The organism is Sutcliffiella sp. NPDC057660 (assembly GCF_042800035.1).
Classification (GTDB): Bacteria; Bacillota; Bacilli; order Bacillales; family Bacillaceae_I; genus Sutcliffiella_A.
Map to the genome: position 1 here is coordinate 1 of NZ_JBHVHV010000006.1, position 16,819 is coordinate 16,819.

General features: G+C 34.2%; 17 protein-coding genes and 1 pseudogene. 2 read left to right on the top strand and 16 right to left on the bottom strand.

Going from position 1 to position 16,819, the window contains the following annotated elements; all coding sequences use genetic code 11:
• A partial coding sequence (gene ltrA / locus ACFVAD_RS07500; RefSeq protein ID WP_483887608.1) for a group II intron reverse transcriptase/maturase occupies nucleotides 1-1,071 on the bottom strand: 1,071 nt, incomplete at its 3' end.
• A gap of 1,004 nt (nucleotides 1,072-2,075) precedes the next feature.
• Between ltrA and ACFVAD_RS07505 the strand changes: the two genes are divergently transcribed.
• Nucleotides 2,076-2,564: an SRPBCC family protein gene (locus tag ACFVAD_RS07505; protein WP_386637700.1), complete on the top strand. Its 489-nt coding sequence runs from the start codon at nucleotides 2,076-2,078 to the stop codon at nucleotides 2,562-2,564.
• Between the two features lie 561 nt (nucleotides 2,565-3,125).
• Here ACFVAD_RS07505 and ACFVAD_RS07510 read toward each other — a convergent pair.
• The 15 genes and pseudogenes from ACFVAD_RS07510 to ACFVAD_RS07580 all read right to left on the bottom strand — a co-directional run bounded on the left by ACFVAD_RS07510 (nucleotide 3,126) and on the right by ACFVAD_RS07580 (nucleotide 15,295).
• Nucleotides 3,126-3,824: pseudogene (locus ACFVAD_RS07510) on the bottom strand (Type 1 glutamine amidotransferase-like domain-containing protein).
• Between the two features lie 118 nt (nucleotides 3,825-3,942).
• On the bottom strand, nucleotides 3,943-4,665 hold the full coding sequence (locus ACFVAD_RS07515; RefSeq protein WP_386637702.1) for a nucleotidyltransferase domain-containing protein: 723 nt from the start codon (nucleotides 4,663-4,665) through the stop codon (nucleotides 3,943-3,945).
• An 87-nt stretch (nucleotides 4,666-4,752) separates the two neighbouring features.
• Complete coding sequence (locus ACFVAD_RS07520) at nucleotides 4,753-5,136, bottom strand: hypothetical protein (protein ID WP_386637704.1); 384 nt, start codon at nucleotides 5,134-5,136, stop codon at nucleotides 4,753-4,755.
• A 160-nt stretch (nucleotides 5,137-5,296) separates the two neighbouring features.
• Nucleotides 5,297-5,860: a hypothetical protein gene (locus tag ACFVAD_RS07525; RefSeq protein ID WP_386637706.1), complete on the bottom strand. Its 564-nt coding sequence runs from the start codon at nucleotides 5,858-5,860 to the stop codon at nucleotides 5,297-5,299.
• A gap of 78 nt (nucleotides 5,861-5,938) precedes the next feature.
• Entirely contained in the window at nucleotides 5,939-6,466 is a 528-nt protein-coding gene (locus ACFVAD_RS07530; RefSeq protein WP_386637708.1) for a hypothetical protein, read from the bottom strand.
• A gap of 191 nt (nucleotides 6,467-6,657) precedes the next feature.
• Nucleotides 6,658-6,942, bottom strand: coding sequence for a hypothetical protein (locus tag ACFVAD_RS07535; protein ID WP_386637710.1), 285 nt, complete (start codon nucleotides 6,940-6,942; stop codon nucleotides 6,658-6,660).
• A 718-nt stretch (nucleotides 6,943-7,660) separates the two neighbouring features.
• Nucleotides 7,661-8,101, bottom strand: coding sequence for an NUDIX hydrolase (locus ACFVAD_RS07540; RefSeq protein WP_386637712.1), 441 nt, complete (start codon nucleotides 8,099-8,101; stop codon nucleotides 7,661-7,663).
• A 100-nt stretch (nucleotides 8,102-8,201) separates the two neighbouring features.
• Entirely contained in the window at nucleotides 8,202-8,924 is a 723-nt protein-coding gene (locus tag ACFVAD_RS07545) for a hypothetical protein (protein WP_386637714.1), read from the bottom strand.
• A gap of 910 nt (nucleotides 8,925-9,834) precedes the next feature.
• Nucleotides 9,835-10,143, bottom strand: coding sequence for a hypothetical protein (locus ACFVAD_RS07550; protein ID WP_386637716.1), 309 nt, complete (start codon nucleotides 10,141-10,143; stop codon nucleotides 9,835-9,837).
• A gap of 56 nt (nucleotides 10,144-10,199) precedes the next feature.
• A complete protein-coding gene (locus ACFVAD_RS07555) occupies nucleotides 10,200-10,916 on the bottom strand; it encodes a nucleotidyltransferase domain-containing protein (protein ID WP_386637718.1) in 717 nt (238 codons plus the stop codon).
• Between the two features lie 212 nt (nucleotides 10,917-11,128).
• Nucleotides 11,129-11,692, bottom strand: coding sequence for a GNAT family N-acetyltransferase (locus tag ACFVAD_RS07560; protein WP_386637720.1), 564 nt, complete (start codon nucleotides 11,690-11,692; stop codon nucleotides 11,129-11,131).
• A 170-nt stretch (nucleotides 11,693-11,862) separates the two neighbouring features.
• Nucleotides 11,863-12,621, bottom strand: coding sequence for a serine hydrolase (locus ACFVAD_RS07565; RefSeq protein ID WP_386637722.1), 759 nt, complete (start codon nucleotides 12,619-12,621; stop codon nucleotides 11,863-11,865).
• Nucleotides 12,622-12,853: 232 nt separating this feature from the next.
• A complete protein-coding gene (locus tag ACFVAD_RS07570; protein WP_386637724.1) occupies nucleotides 12,854-13,411 on the bottom strand; it encodes a GNAT family N-acetyltransferase in 558 nt (185 codons plus the stop codon).
• Nucleotides 13,412-13,588: 177 nt separating this feature from the next.
• Nucleotides 13,589-14,152 (bottom strand): DUF3267 domain-containing protein, encoded by a 564-nt coding sequence (locus tag ACFVAD_RS07575; RefSeq protein ID WP_386637726.1) that lies wholly within the window; start codon nucleotides 14,150-14,152, stop codon nucleotides 13,589-13,591.
• A gap of 150 nt (nucleotides 14,153-14,302) precedes the next feature.
• Nucleotides 14,303-15,295 (bottom strand): MBL fold metallo-hydrolase, encoded by a 993-nt coding sequence (locus tag ACFVAD_RS07580; RefSeq protein ID WP_386637728.1) that lies wholly within the window; start codon nucleotides 15,293-15,295, stop codon nucleotides 14,303-14,305.
• A gap of 149 nt (nucleotides 15,296-15,444) precedes the next feature.
• Between ACFVAD_RS07580 and ACFVAD_RS07585 the strand changes: the two genes are divergently transcribed.
• Nucleotides 15,445-16,803, top strand: a complete 1,359-nt coding sequence (locus tag ACFVAD_RS07585) for a copper amine oxidase (RefSeq protein ID WP_386638307.1) — start codon at nucleotides 15,445-15,447, stop codon at nucleotides 16,801-16,803.
• Nucleotides 16,804-16,819 lie beyond the last annotated feature (16 nt).

A 16,819-nucleotide genomic window follows, 5' to 3' on the forward strand; every position in this document is an offset into this window, starting at 1 on the left:
AATAGCTTTAATAGATTCCTTAATTTTATTTTTCACATTGTTTTTTGCTTTATTTGTCATACAAGAATGTGCCACAAAACCTTTACGGGTTTTTCCCTTTTGTACTGCTCGAAACGAAAAGCCTAGGAACTCTGAAGAGTTTTTCTTTAAATTTACTACCTTAGATTTTTCTTTACTAGTCTCAAGATGAAGTCTCGTACTAAGAAATTCCTTTATGGCGTGGTTCATCCTAATCGCTTGAGAGCGAGTACGACAAAGCACTTTAAAGTCGTCCGCGTAGCGGACAATATAACACTCTTTTAAGTTGGTTTTCTTCAACGCTTGCACTTTGCTTCCATTAGATTTGTAAGGATGTTTAGTTTTAAACGTTTCCCATTGGTTGCTTATCCACCAATCAAGTTCATTCAGAACGATGTTAGATAATAACGGAGACAGGATACCACCTTGCGGTGTTCCCTTTTTCGTTACGCCCTCTCCTTCAACCTCAGCTTTTAACAACCTAGAAATAATAGAAAGCAGTGCCTTATCTTTTATGCCAAGTGCCCAAATTTGTTTGAGTAATTTGCTATGGTTTACATTATCAAAGAAACCTTTAATATCTACATCCACACAGTGATAAAGTCCACTTAAATTAATGAGAGATTCAAATCTTGCTTTTGCATGATGAGTGCTCCTATTGGGTCTAAAACCATAACTATGTTTATAGAATTTAGCCTCACAAATTGGTTCTAAAACTTGTAAGATACACTGCTGAAGAACTCTATCCCAAATAGTCGGGATACCTAAGGGTCTAACTTTACCGTTAGCTTTTGGTATATAAACACGCCTTACCATTTGAGGTTGATAAAATCGAATCATTTCTTGAACTTTCTCAACGACCTCTTCAACAGATAAAGTTTGAATATCTTGAATGGTTAATTTGTTTACACCTGCAGTTTTACTTCCAGTGTTTCTTTTTATATTACGATAAGCAAGACGTATATTATCATTTGAACTAATAATGTTTATTAAGTCATAGAAATTCTGACCATTGACACTTTGAGCATACAGATTGTCTAAACAATGCTGCATACTATAATACTCTGAATGTCTCAATTTCTTCCGTTTTAACAAGTCGGTGTCTCCCTTAGGAGTTAAACCTCTTTTACTCTTACAAGAACCTTATTAACCGATAAAGAATTGCCTTACATGGTTGAGTCATCTTCATTAGTCTAGTGGCTATCCCTCCATGTGGATTAGACATTTCATTGGTACTGTGCCACCACTTTCACTGGTATTAAGAGAGGTTATATCAGAATTACTCTCATTATGATTTTCCCTGTCAACGCTTCATAAGAAGCAAGTCCTCCACGTTACCAGCTTACAACGTTGAATTATATCTACTATAGGACGAATTTAGGTGTTTCCTGTAGGCCTGTTAACTTAGAAATGCCTATAACATTACATGGTTTTTCATAATTGCGATTCTTACTCAGCCACAGTTAACCTCACGATAGGTGATATGCACATTTCTATGCATTGCAGGTTTAGACCCGTACATTCGGAAATTTGTCAGCTTACCCTTCTGTTCTCATAGGGTTAAAAGCGTTCTCACCATGTCCATCCAGCTCAAGCACCATGATCCACTTCACCCCATCGGGTAGAATTTCGTCAGTTTATCACTGATACGGTAGATTCTCATGCCTATTTGCCGAGCTTATAACACTTTCATTCTTGCTAAATAAAATGCTATTCGACTAAGAGAGAGCCCTTCAAGGCGTTACCCAATCATTTGACTCTTCAATATAATCCTTCAATTCCAGAAGGAATTGTCTAACGTTTATCTGAGTAATGTATGCCATTCTCAATTTGAGTTAGAAACGCCTCGCACCACAATCCTGCCCTATTGCTTAATACCAATTATTTCAAATACAGACCATTAACTCAATAAATAATTTCATAAAAAATTGAAGAAATGCTCCCAGTTAGTTGAATAAGGTAATTAAGCATTGCTCAAAAAAATTCTTTTGAAATTATTTCAATAATGATACAATTCAAGTGTAATAATTTTACAATATATAAAAGGAGAGGTTTCTTTGACAACTACCACAAATGATAAAGCTATTATTAAAGAGGTAACAATTAATGCACCATTAAATTTAGTATGGTTAGCCTGGACAATCTCTGAAAGAGTTTCTGAATGGTTTGCACCTGTAACAGTAGTAGATCCTAAGGAGGGTGGTGCATACGAACTTTATTTTATACCTGGGAATAGCGAAGGGATGAATACTAAAGGTTGTAAAATCACAAAGATTATTAATGAAAAAGAGCTACATTTTACTTGGAAAGGTCCAGACCAATTTAAGACGTTAATGAACAATGAAAATGAATTAACAAATGTTAATGTAAGTTTCAAATCAATCAATGATAATTCTACAAAAGTGATTGTTGAACATATTGGATTTAAAGATAATAAGGACTGGACTGAAGCAATTAACTGGCACCAAATGGCATGGTCAGGAGTTCTTGATAGTCTAAAATCTGTTTTACAAAAGGGCGAAGGAAATTTATGTTGCCAACCCTAAAAAATTATATTTTCACATAAACCATCTATATTTTATAAATATATAGATGGCTTTTTTATCCTCAAAACATTCAGAATCTTTCTTGTAATGTAGCAATAGTTTCTGAACTAACGTGCTCAGTTACTTAAAGAAAGATTCCTTGCCCCCACATTGAAGCATAGCAACCTTTAGTAAAAACTGTTTATAACAATCCTCTTATGATAAAAGATACTGTTGTAATAAATATTCCTAAGATACAAAACCTTATGTACTTCAAAAATGCCCTTTTATCATTTCTTTGTGGTAATTCTTCACTATTAGAATTCGTCTTAACCTTTTTTACTATGTTGTTTGCTTTTATGATTGGATATATCGAAATAATTATTCCGAAAACTACACCAACATCAGTTATCCTAAACCATTTAATAAACAGTTAAAACACCTCATTTATTTCAATATACACACACCTGAAATGTTTAACAAGATAACGTATTTCTTATTCCATAATCCTGCCCAATTCTTAAGTAAGGAGCGATCCACTATACAGCAATCGCTCCCTAGTCTTGAATAAGTTGTCCGCTATCAACAGCCTAAGTAAATTGTATTAATCTCATTTTCGATAATTTCACCTTTTACACATTTGACAAAGTAAGACTTTGCTTTTGGTCTAGAACTAACAGATTTAGATAGTGTTTCATTAACAAAATGAAGAGCTGCACCGTCATCTACTGCGTATCCTTCTTTCATTTTTCCTTCTAGGATTAATTGGTGATAGGAAGGCTTTCTTTTATTCTCTCCATCATAATGAGGACAATTACTTCCCTTCAAAAAGCCTAAACAATCTAGTTTATACAACGGTGCATTTAATGGGTCAGTTAATCCTTCTTCAAACCAACAGATTGCACCAGCACTTAGTCCAGCAAGTATAACTCCTTTTTCATAAGCCTTTTTTTAAACTTGATCTAATCCCCATTCCTTCCACAAAAGAAGCATATTCCTGGTATTTCCCCCTCCAACATAAATTACATCTTGCTCAAGAACAAACTTTTCTAAGTCTTCAAATTCTGGCTCGAATAAAGATATGTGAGAAGGTTGGCTAGGAAGAAGCTTAAATGCATTATAAAATCTTTCTATATAATTTGATTGGTCTCCGCTAGCGGTTGGAACAAATCATACCTTGGGTAAGTCTTTTTTTATTTGAGATAAAAAGTATTTATCAAGTAGTAGGTTTTCTGGTTCCATAGAAAAACCTCCTCCACCCATTGCAATAATCTGTCTCATCCCATCACCTCTTAAGATTCTTAATACCAATTATTGCTTAATGTATTCCCCACATTACTTAACATTGCATCATATAAGGAACTATCCCAGCTGGCAACACCCGATCCAAATAAAGGTTTTATGGATTATCTTCCCCTTTTCCCAAAGAAAACTCTTCAAATAGACGTCCCCCATAAGGTTCTAACACCTTATCTACTAATTTAACAACCTTATTTTTCTCACCTGTTTTATAAAAAACATCAAAGGCTTCCACGAACTCTACGGTAAATTTTTCATCATATCGATTCAAAGAACGGATAATCCATTTCGAAGATCCAATCCACTGACGATTGGTTCTTAAAACAAATTCGTGAACAAGATCAGCTAATGTATTAGCTATGAATATATATTCAGCTCTGTTTTTACTTCCTAAAAAATCATCAAGCGCATCGGTTATAAAATATCGCTTTGTTCTAACAGTTTCTTCAGACCATATTTCAGGTCCCTTCTCTAATATATCTTTTGCTTCTTTTTTAATAGATTCTAATATTCCTTCATCTCTTAAAATAATCCCTTCAGAAATCATTCTTGCCATAGAAGGCTTTGCCACTTTGCAGTCCATTTCGATAAAATATCTGTATGAAGTTAAATTATGTACAAAAACCTCTATTGCCCATCCAAATTCAAACATAGAATCCCTATATGATGAAGGAAGTCTTTTATCAAAAATGACAATATCAAGATCGGAAGTTTCTGTCGCCTCTCCTCTAACTACACTTCCTGCTAATAAAGCCCCTTGGCAATTTGAAAAGTGCTTACCGATAAATTGTCTCGCTGCTTTAACTGGATCAATCCTCTTCATTCTGTTCTCCTCTACCGATTTTTTTTAGATTTAATGCCATTCCCTATACTTGAACAAAGAGCAGCTGCTTGTTCAGCAAACGTAAGATTATTTAAAATTACTAGGAATTTTAACGAGAACATAATTTTCAGTCCACATTTGAGTGGTCGCAATTAATCTTTTATCGCCTTTTTCAAAGAATAGACCAGCACCATCTTTTTCTTTAAATTCCCATCCATTTGAGACAACCATTTGTTTAATATTTTCATCAGCATCGGATATACCTTTATTCTGACTACTTGTGATATACCAAATAATATCCCCTTCTACTGCAATTTCAGCTATTTTACTCTCCGATTCTTTTAGTTTTTCAATTGCTTCTTTTGCTGATAAATTTTCTATTGGAAGAGGGGGATAGTATAGTTTATTTACAAATATGAACACACAAATAATAGCTATTACAAAACCCAGTAAAAATCCAACCTTTTTCATCTAATCACCCCTTTATTAGTTTTTAATCAGATACTTTTTAAAATCAGTTCTTCAACAGCTGCCCTTTAATTCAACAAACACAGCCACTATTCCTGCTTTGACTAGTGGATGCATCTTCCATATTTGCTCCCGATTGCGGAGCAAAGCCATACCCGATAAGTTATATATCACTACTATTAATATTTAGGAAGTAATCACTGGGTATGTAAGTCGGGATTTTTTCAGGAGAGTCAAATAAACTACTTCTAGTAAATATGGTAATACCCACCTCTTCGATATCCAGAAAGGTTTCGAGTTTATTAACATCAAGGTTTTTAAATACTAAAGGTTTATCCACCCAATGTTTTGGGGGAATTAAATCTTGCTCTGATAAATCTTTTCCGTGAAAAATGAACACACTCAGACCATTGTTAACCAGCTCTTCTGCAAGCTTACTTATAAGAAGTAATTTTTCTTTTGAGTCTACTTTTATAACAGCTCCATCTGACGAAAATTCATAAAATGGAATATTATTTGATATTAAGGTCTCTTTTTCGTATCCAAAGATCATGGAGTTTAATACAAAGAAAACAGGAAGACCGAACATTTTATGGACTAACGAAATTATTAAATCATTTGTAATGTCAGTCATTCCAATAGATATAGATGCAAAAGCATCTTTTGGAAAGTCAACACTATTAATTATGCTTTGGCCCGAATATTGTACAAAATATTCTTTTTTCAATTTCATTCCTCCTTCAGTTATATCAATGACCTCATCAATCCTATATTCCAACAAAGCTCCCGATTGTTTACTAGCTGGTTAGTCAAACTTCTTAATGATAATTCCATCTTTATCATAATACTTATAGTTCCGAAATGTATATTCGTTATTATCTGTTTGTGGTAAATCAGCCCAAGTTACAGTTGCTTTATTCGGGATAAATTCCCGTTCAAAATTTTGCTCATTTATATCTACTTGCATTTTAGCAATTTCATTTTCATTATTGGTTACAAACATCATTTTACGAGGAGAAATATGAAAAGAACTAAATGTCTCATTCTCTTTAACTTCTATATTTCTCCATATATAGTTACCTTTCTTATTTTCAGTAAACTCTATGCAGCCTGGTTTATTATTAGCTAAAAACGCTACAATCCTTAGATCATTAAAATCTTTTATCTCCAAGATTTCAATTGATTTATGTTCATATCCCTCAATAGAATTAATTACTTTAACTATTGATGCTTCATCATTCCCATAAAACTGTTTGGTACCATTAAAATAAAAAGATAAAATTGCAACAACCAATATTCCGAAAGTAACAAACAATAGTTTCCTGCTTTTCATTATCAAGCACCTCATCCTTGTTAAGCATCCTTATTTATAGACTTATTCAATATTCCTGCCAAAAAACCGAAGATGCTAAAACTTGCTGACGTAGTTGAAGAGGGGCGGCTGCTTGTTCAGCAAACGCCCCCGTGAGTTATATATAAAGACTTACCCAATAATTGCTAATTAAGTGATGTAACAATAAGTCATTATTTCTTACCTTTTAGTTCTAAAAGTATAGGTGTTATATTTAGTAAGATAGAAACCATTGTCAAAAACCATAATGCCCTCTCCATACCAGGTACTACATCCAATAAAGCTGCCCAATCTTCCACTTCTACCCAATCCGATACAAGACTGTATTCTGCACAAAGTGTTAATGCTGTAAATGATAATCCCATCGCCATAGCGAGCTTATAATCCTTTCCTGCTGCATACATATAAAGATTTATAAAAGTTACTACTATTGCAATGACCCCTAATATTACCCACATAACTATTCCTCCATATATTTTTATTTATACCGTACAATAATGATAATGTGCTTCATCTCATTTTTTCAGACATTAATACGTCTAATGTTGTTTTACAGTAAATGCTCTTCCCTTGGTGATTTCTAATTGAACAAACCTGCTCGATTACCTAATACCAATTATTTCAAATTTAGGCCGTTAACTCAATAATTGTTTTCACAAAAAAAGAAGCCTACCTTTTCTTTCAAGATATGCTCCCTTTTCCAGAATACCCAAGACTTTTACACATTCTGCTTAGACTTTTGGTTTTCAGCTTTCTTTCTATAGAAGTGTCTAATTCCTTTTTCCTATCAACAAATAAAGAATAGTTCCACTAAAAGTGAATATAACCATACCCACTAAAACCTTTACCAATGATACACTTATTTCGACAGTATCTTCAGTTCTCCGTTTTACCTCATTGACTGTCCACCAGTCATTTATTGAAGATTCATATCTTGCAAAATATAGCCATATTAAATAACAAAAGAAAATCAATAAAAAAACACCGATTTTTCTATTCATAACATCTCCTTTTCACTATAACGCATTTACGCAAAAAGCTAACATTTCTTCGATTAAACTGCTCGATTACCTAATATCAATTTTTTCAAATATAGACCATTAACTCAAAAAATAATTTCACAAAAAAGAGGCCTACCTTTTTCCAGAAATGCTCCCATTAATTGAATATGTATTATTAATATTTATCATTCGAATTATCTAGTAGTATTTTCTCTGCTTGTTTGATGTTGTTCTTTAAATATCCAGGCAGTTCAGTATTACCTTGAATCTCTGAAGTAGTCATCCAAATTATATCATCCACTTCTTCGCTGCTTTTGGAAAAAGGTTCTCCTGACTTATGATGGCAAAGAAAAACAATATCAATCACATTCATCCCTGAGTCAGTAACAAAGGAAGAGCTATTTACATATTTTAGACCTGTAACTTCGCATCCTACTTCCTCAAAGATTTCACGTATTAAAGTTCTTTCTAAAATATCAGATGAATAGCCTTCTAGTTCGCATTTTCCACCGACCAAAGAAAGTGTACCTCCAGCGTATTCTTCCTTTTCGCTTCTCAAGATTAAAAGCCATTTTCCGTTTCGGTGAATGGCACCTTCTACATTAACCACAAACATAAAACAATCCCCCTTGATGTAGTCTATTTTCAACAACCTGCCGAAAGATTTTCAATTAAGAGTGATTACACTATGAAGCAATCGCTTCCGTTGGTATAAGTTATTTCCCTGTTGTTATGGCTGTTTCACTAATAATTGAGCTAAGTTTTAATCGTCCCATCCACTTTTCAGCTTCACTAATGCTTCTAGTTATGCCATTTGTTTCTTCGTGATACTCTAAACCTTCAACAGGATAAAAACCTATATCTAGTTTCGCAATTCTATGTACTATCATTGGCCATTCAGCATCAGTCATCTTTTCTTTTGAATATTTATTTATGTATTCCGCACTAACCTTGGAAAACAAACAAGATCCAGCTGTTATGTCAACGTTCATTCCAAATTCCAGAGAACAAATTTTGTTTGTTATCTTTTCCGTCTCAATCCATTCCTCAGGGTGTGTATTCATTGCTCTTTCTGTACGCCCTAAAATAAGATAGTCGTAATTCTCTGGATTTGATGTTACTTGTTTCAGTTCATTCATGTGGTTTTTACACCAAGTTAGAAGTCTATCAAAATCACAATAATGATAATATTGACTTTGTCCCAAAAGTCCAAAGCTCAAAACTTCTCTTCTTGCCGCAGCAGCACCATTTTTAGGTATCACTTTAACTTTAAATTTGCTTTGTTTCATTGCTTCCAAGAGATTAATACACGATGCATCACTTATTGTAATAAATAGTTCTGAATAAATTCCTTCAATCTCTTCTTGTAATTGTTTAAAAAGCTTCATATTTCTCCCTGTTGGATCGTGTGTAACTGTTATTAGAGCAATTTTGGCCAAGGGATTCACCTCAGATATATTAATTCGCTGGAAAGATAAGCTATCTCCGTATTAATCAAACGTCCTTAAGTTGAATGATCTAAATCCATTTATCTAATGTCCAGGCTTCAGCCAATCTTTTTTAGTAAAGTATCATTCCAGGTTCCCCAAGGTGACATTTGCATTTGTTCCTACGTTAATTTTCTTACTCTTTCTCTTTTCCAACTCTCATAATCAACAATATGCCAACAAAAAAATTCACCATTTACAAAAAAACTGAATCAGTCTGTCTACTCAGACATTAAATCACCCCACTTTACAAAAATCACTTAGTATTATTGCAAGTACTGAAGTAAATTAAGTACTCCTCACTAGCTCCCGTTTGCTTAATAATGGATTGAATATTATTTTAAGTTTTTAGTTCTTGTTAATATCTCTGAAACACATATTGCTATACTTGCATTAAGCATTACTAATACAGAGCCTACCATAGTAGTACTTTCATAATCTGAAATAAAATTCATTACAAAAAATATAAAGCTAAGGAAAAATACAATAATGCCGAAGATAAATAAAAATCTATCCATATAACTCACTCCAGAACAATAAAGTTCATTTTTATTTTACAATCCTGCACACTTCTTAAGTAAAGCGGTTCTCTGCTCAAAGAAAAGCTCCAGTTAATTTAAGTGATGTGTTTCAAAATTTTTATTTTCATTACCTTCTACCCCATTCCCAATTTTATCTAATTTCTTTGAAATCCTTATAAGTATTATAATGATGTGAGTAAAAAAACCAACTATCATTCCAACTAGTGGTGCGAAAGGTCCAATAGTAAAAAGTGATATTATCAAACCCCCTCCTTTACAAAATCTATCAACACCCTTCCTCTATAAAGAAAAGAGAGCACACTATGCAACTATAGCACCGATTAGTTGAAAAACTCTAACCACCCTGGGTAATCGTATTGCCCTTCAGATATTTGAAAAAAATTACCCATAAACCCCAAATGGACATTACCATAATGGTCAAGTGCCAACTCTTTTACAGCATAAGTTGAAAATAAAAAGAAATTGATTCTTTCTACTTCAAAATCAAGTTGTTCATGTGATTCTTCCATCTTTTTTTCATTAAAATTTGTATAATTGATATAGTCTTGTTTCGTTGGATTTGTCACCATGGATAAAATAAAAAAGACGAGTAATGCACCGATAATATACCTTTTTCTTATCTTATTCATAAATTCTTAAATGCCCCTTCTCCTTCAACTATTCTCCCCGATTGCTTAAAGAGGTTTTATGGATTATCTTTTCCCAGAGAAAACCCTTCAAATAAACGCCCCCCATAAGGATCCAACACCTTATCTACTAATTTAACAACCTTATTTTTCTCACCTGATTTATAAAAAACATCAAAAGCTTCTACGAACTCTACGGTAAATTTCTCATCATATCGATTCAAAGCACGAATAATCCATTTCGATGAACCAACCCACTGTCGATTCGTTCTTAAAACAAATTCGTGAACAAGATCAGCTAATGTATTAGCTATAAATATCTCTTCTGCTCTGTTTTTACTGCCTAAAAAATCATCAAGCGCATCAGTGATAAAATATCGCTTTGTTCTAACAGTTTCTTCAGACCATATTTCAGGTCCCTTCTCTAATATATCTTTCGCTTCATTTTTAATAGATTCTAATATTCCTTCATCTCTTAAAATAATGCCTTCAGAAATCATTCTTGGCATAGAAGGCGTTGCAGTTTTGCAGTCCATTTCGATAAAATATTTGTATGAAGTTAAATTATGGACAAAAACCTCTATTGCCCATCCAAAGTCAAACATAGACTCCCTATATGATGAAGGAAGTCTTTTATCAAAAATGACAATATCAAGATCGGAAGTTTCTGTTGCCTCTCCTCTAACTACGCTTCCTGCTAATAAAGCCCCTTGGCAATTTGAAAAGTGCTTATCAATAAATTGTTTCGCTGCTTCAACTGGATCAGGCCTCTTCATTCTGTTCACCTCTACCATTTTCTAAAGAAACGCCCTCTACATATACAGTAGTGCTTCCCTTAGAATGAATAAGTATTATATAAAACTACCTGTCTTAATTATCACTCCAGCATTACCTTAAGTGTCTTTGAGTTTTCTTGATCATATACATAATCAAAAACAAAACCCAAAAATTCTTCATTTGTTTTAAGTGGAATGCTCATTCACAAAACTTACTTTATTTTTGAATAAATACAAGTGTCAGTTAGCTTACTACCATCTGAAGATAAATCGTCATTTCTTAAGGTTCCTTCTAATTCAAAACCTAGTTTCACTGGTATCGAACGGCTTTTATAGTTTGTTGATTCACATCTTATTTCGATCCTTCTAAATTTGAGTTGCTGAAAGCCAAGGTTAGTTAACTCTCTTACTGCTTCTGTCATATATCCATTGCCACTAAATTGCGAGTTAACCCAGTATCCAATTTCACCTTTAGAAATCTTCCAATTAATTCTATGAAGGCTAACAGTTCCAATAAATTCATTAGTACCTTTATGAAAGATAAGATAGCGAAAGCTTTCTCTTTTCAAAAAATCTATATAGGCGTTTCTCAGGAGAATTTCTGTTTCTTCAACAGTAGGAATTTCCTGGAATATAACCAACCATTGCTTTAACTCATTAATTGAATCCTTAATAGCTTGGTGTACTACATTCCCTTCACCAGCTTCTTGTGGTGCTCGAAGAATTAATCTGTCTGTTTCTATTTGTAACGGAACATCTATTAAAATAGGATTCATAAAATTCTCCTCTCTCAAACTTTAAATTAAGACCTAGAGGATCTATATTTTCTAACCTCAAGCAAGTGTTCATTTTTTAGTTCTATTTGCAACAGAATCTCCACCTCTAGTTTTTAAAATATACTGTTCAATTCTTTAGTAAGGAGCAACACTACAATTGAATAAGCTGCTTACTGCTTTAAATATTCAGCATAAAGCAAATTCATAGCTTCTATAATCTTGTTATCAGCAACCTGACTGTTAAATCTATTAGGTAAATTAATAGCCCCTAATGCAAAGATATAAGGATTATCATTGAAGTCACCGATTATTCCAATATCAATCACAACATTGTCTAAGCCACCTGTCATATGGTTTAGATGGTGTGAGGGAATTTTGTTTATATCTCCCCTTTGTCTAACCAGACCATTAATAATTGGTGTCCAAAGGATAGGTAGTGTTTTGTACCCTTGAAATATATGTATCATTAATTCAAGCATATGGTTTAGCTGAGCCTTGTTTTCAATATCTCTTGGGTTTTCAGTAATACTTATTGACGGATAATAAGTCTGGATGGACTTGTTTAACTTTTCCCATCCACCACAAAAATTCACAATACATTTAGCAACTTTGCTATCATGACAAGCAATCATTACTTCAACCGCCTCCCTTAAAGGAAGCGATTTTCTTTTCTGTAGATGAGGATATAGTTCTTTGCTATCTTCTTCTGTATTAAATGACACTTCTTCAACTAAGTCATCCCAATTGAATAAATTCTCGTCTACCCATTTAGCTACACAAAATGCTATAGCTACCTTTGCAGCTGATGCAAGAGGGACTGTTAGTTCACTCTTTAATGAAGTATTATTTCTCTGTTCTTTGCTGGAATATATATTTATTCCTACTTCTCCGATATCTATTTCTTTAAGTTTATCAATCACTTTATTCAAATAACTTCACCTGCTTAGTTTTCTTTTCTTGCACTCATTCATACATATTCCGTTAATGCTGCCCTTTAAAAAACAGCCACTATTTATGTATAGTTCAGTGGATGCACTTCTTTCATCTCCCGTTTTTTAAGAACAAGACACTTGAACGAGAAAGCAGGGGACGGTTCTCTGCTTCCTTCGAACTTCAAAGAAAGCACGAGAACCGTCCCCACTGCTCCTCTTTAATGAAGAACTATTGCTTGTTCCAATCTCTCTTTAGTAGGGAATACAAATAATGATCATAGTATTTGCCCTTAAACAAATGTTTGTCTCGATAAATCCCTTCATTTACGAAACCTAAACTTTCTAATGTATTTGAAGACTTTTTATTTTCCAAAGCTACATATGCATTTATCCTATTTAGTTTCATATTACTAAAGCCACTCTCTATTGCTACAATCAATGCCTCTTTCATATATCCGCATCCCCAAAATTCATACCACAAATCATACCCTATTTCTGCTATATTATTGGTTCTGTCCCATAAATGAAAACCACAGGTACCCATCTGTTCTTTGCTGTTTTTCCCCTCTATAATCCATCTATTATATCCTTTTCCTTCTGGACCTTTATACCACTCTACAAATTCTATTGCATCCTCTTTCTTCGTAAATATCTCTTCATCATATAGAAATTCACATATCTTATCATTACTGAAAAGGTTAAAGATAAAATCGGTATCAGCATCGTTTACATTTCTTAATTTTAATCTGTTAGTCTCTAATTCAGGAAAAAACCTTTGCTCGCTCATAATAAACACCCTTTACATTGATTTACCGTCTTAATCCGTTATTCTTCCCTATTTTTTAATACCAATTGGTTCAAAAATTTCTTATCAGCTCAATTAAAAATTTCATAAAAAAGGATACTTAATTTTCCAGATAAGCTAGCTTTAGTTTAAGGTTTATCGTTGTGCTCTAACTATAGTTCAAACAAATTTAATTTGCCTATCATTATTGTTTTTTTGGTAATAGCCTCTGCAAAAAACTGTGTTCTTAGGTTTAATTGAAATAAGAAATGAATTAATGATATCTGAGGAAGAAATCAACGTGTTGAACCACCCTATATATATTAAGATTAATTTTATATTTCCTAAAACATAGAACGATAGAATGACAGGCACAACCGATAATACAAAAAAAGGCAAACTCATAAAGACCCAGAATCTAACCTTAGAGAGGATTGCATTTGTATTTATCCAAAAAAATATACCGGTAAACGTTACGCTAATATCACCTTTTTTGTTTATGACCAAAAGGTGTAGACATTCGTGAATGATGAAAACAAGAAAACCTATTATGATGAGTAAAAATATTTTTATATCAGTGAATCCTAAATTAAAGAAATATGGTATCGATAAAATGATTATCTGAAGAAGGTATACAAACTTCATATAATGTTTTCGATACCAATAATTTTGTATGAAAGGAGTCCATTCTGACAAATCCATACTTTTCTGTGGTAAGTGTCGAAACCAAAGTATCATAGGCATTCACCTTTCTCATTTTATCTAATTCATTCTGGGTTGTTCTATTAAACCTGAGTATGAAGAAGCGACTACCTTATGTAGCTACCGCTTCCTTTAATCGAATAACAAGATAGTTATTGTTACTGTCATTTAGAAAATAATGTGGATAATCTTTTATGTAGTTAATGATTCTTCTAGTCTTTTTATATTCTGGTGATAAATCTCTGGAGAAGTCCAATCTTTATATAAATCAGGAATTTCAGTTTTGTTGTTTTCATTTTTTCCCAAAACCAAGGACATCAAAGACCTTATATAGTTTATATTTTTTGTAATGTCTTCTTTTGTACCAATAGAACCGTGTCCTGGAATTACAGCTTCTATTTCTAAGTTTTTAACTTTTTGTAAGATTTCAAGCCATTTTTCAGGATTTGTTTCTTCGAAAAATGTTAGATGACAATTAACAAATAATAAGTCTCCCATAAATATTGCTTTACTATCAGAAATATAAAGCATTGCATCACAGTATGAATGCCCTCCACCAAGAGTGAAAATCTTTGCATTTCGTTTTGTTCCCTGTATGCTCAGTTCATCAATAAATGTTTGGCTTGGTAATACTAATTCCAGGTTTGACAAAGAAAGTTTTAGTTCACATAAAAAACTAATTTGATTTTGCAACTCTAAATCACTGGACTTATCTAACTGATTTTTTAGAGATTCTATATAATTTGTTAGTCCTTGTATGTCATCTTTCTGCTTCCTAATTCTTAAGGGATGGAACTCTTTTATCATTGATAAAGTTGTTTCACTAGAAATGATGTTAATATCTTTAAAAGTTTGGTTACCTCGAATATGATCACCATGCCAATGACTATTAATAACAAATGTAATATTCTTATTTGTTATCATATCAGCAGCATTCCTCAGATCTTGCGATGCTTGTTGCGTATTAAATGTATCAAAAACGATAACTTGGTCTCCTAAATCCACAAATCCAGCATTCGCTAAAGCTCCACCACCAGCTTTTGCTAAAGCCGCATATACACCATCACTAACTTTTTCAAGACTAAAGTGTTTGCTGTTAAACTCCCCATTCAACTGCTTCACCTCTCCACTAATATTATTAATCTTCCAAACAAGAGCAATTTCCCTATATTTGTATTTTAGCATAAATTACCTATTACTCTTTTCATTTACTTTGAAAATTGGATTAAAAAATATGTTAAAACTTTTTTCAAAAAAAGTGATCCAGATTTTGATCCGGTGCGTTAGGTAGTTGAAACCAAATCATAAAGGAGTGTTTGTAGATGAAGAAAAATGTGAACTGGAAAAAAGCATTGATTGCCGTACCGTTAAGTGTTGGGTTATTACTGCCAGCGTATGGAGTAGCGAATGCAGAGGAACATGGATCGCATGGTGACCATATGACTTCCGTATCAACACCAGCATCTGACCTTCGCGCTTCCCTGGATGCATTACTTTCTGAACATGCATTCCTGGCAGTTGTCGCAATGCAAAAAGGGATTGATGGAGCAGAGGATTTTGAACAGGCAGCAGGTGCATTGAATGCCAACACGGATGACCTATCAGGAGCGGTAGCTTCCGTATACGGTGAGGAAGGCGGAGCTGCATTCAAGGAGATCTGGAGCAGCCATATCGGCTACTTCGTCGACTATGTAACAGCAACTGCTGAAGACAATGAAGAAGGAAGACAGGCGGCATTAGCCGAACTCGATGAATATACAGTGGAACAGGCAGCATTCCTTGACACGGCAACTGAAAGTCGCTTAAAGGCTGCAGAGCTTGAAGCAGGATTGAAAATGCACGTGGAGCAGCTTGTATGGGCATTTGATAATTACGTAGCTGGCGATTTTGATAAAACATATGAGAACCTAAGACATTCCATCGTGCATATGTATGCGCCTGGTAAAGGTCTTTCCTGGGCAATCACGGATCAGTTCCCGGAAAAGTTCGAGAACACAAGTGTTGATACCCCGGCAGCAGACTTACGCGCTGACTTGAATCACCTATTCTCCGAGCATGCTGCACTGGCAATCCTTGCGATGCAAAAAGGAATTGACGGAGCTGGCGACTTTGATGCATCCGCAACAGCATTAGGCGGAAACACGACAGACCTTTCTGCAGCAGTAGCATCTGTCTATGGTGAAGAAGGCGGAGCACAATTCGAAGAGATCTGGAGCAGCCATATCGGTTACTTCGTAGACTATGTAGTAGCAACAGCTGAAGAGAACGAAGAAGGTAAAGAAATGGCATTGGCCGAGCTTGAAGCGTACAAAGTGGAGCAAGCAGCATTCCTTGAAACAGCAACAGAAGGAAGACTGAAAGCAGAAGACCTTGAAGCTGGATTGCAGATGCATATCGATGAGTTACTGAATGCATTCAACAGCTATAACGAAGGCGATTATGAAACTGCCTACAACACCATCCGTGAAGCGTATGCGCACATGTTCGGTGTAGGCGAAATGATGGCAGGTGCGATTGTAGACCAACATCCTGAGAAATTCGCTGAAGAAAAGCCATCTGACATGCCGAATGCCGGTATGGGTGGAACAGCAACAACCGGCATGAACCCCGCTATCATGTGGAGCATTGCAGGAGTCATCTCTGCTCTGGTAGCCATGACAGTGATTGCTAGAAGAAAAGCCGGTAACCAATAATAATAGAGTGATAGAC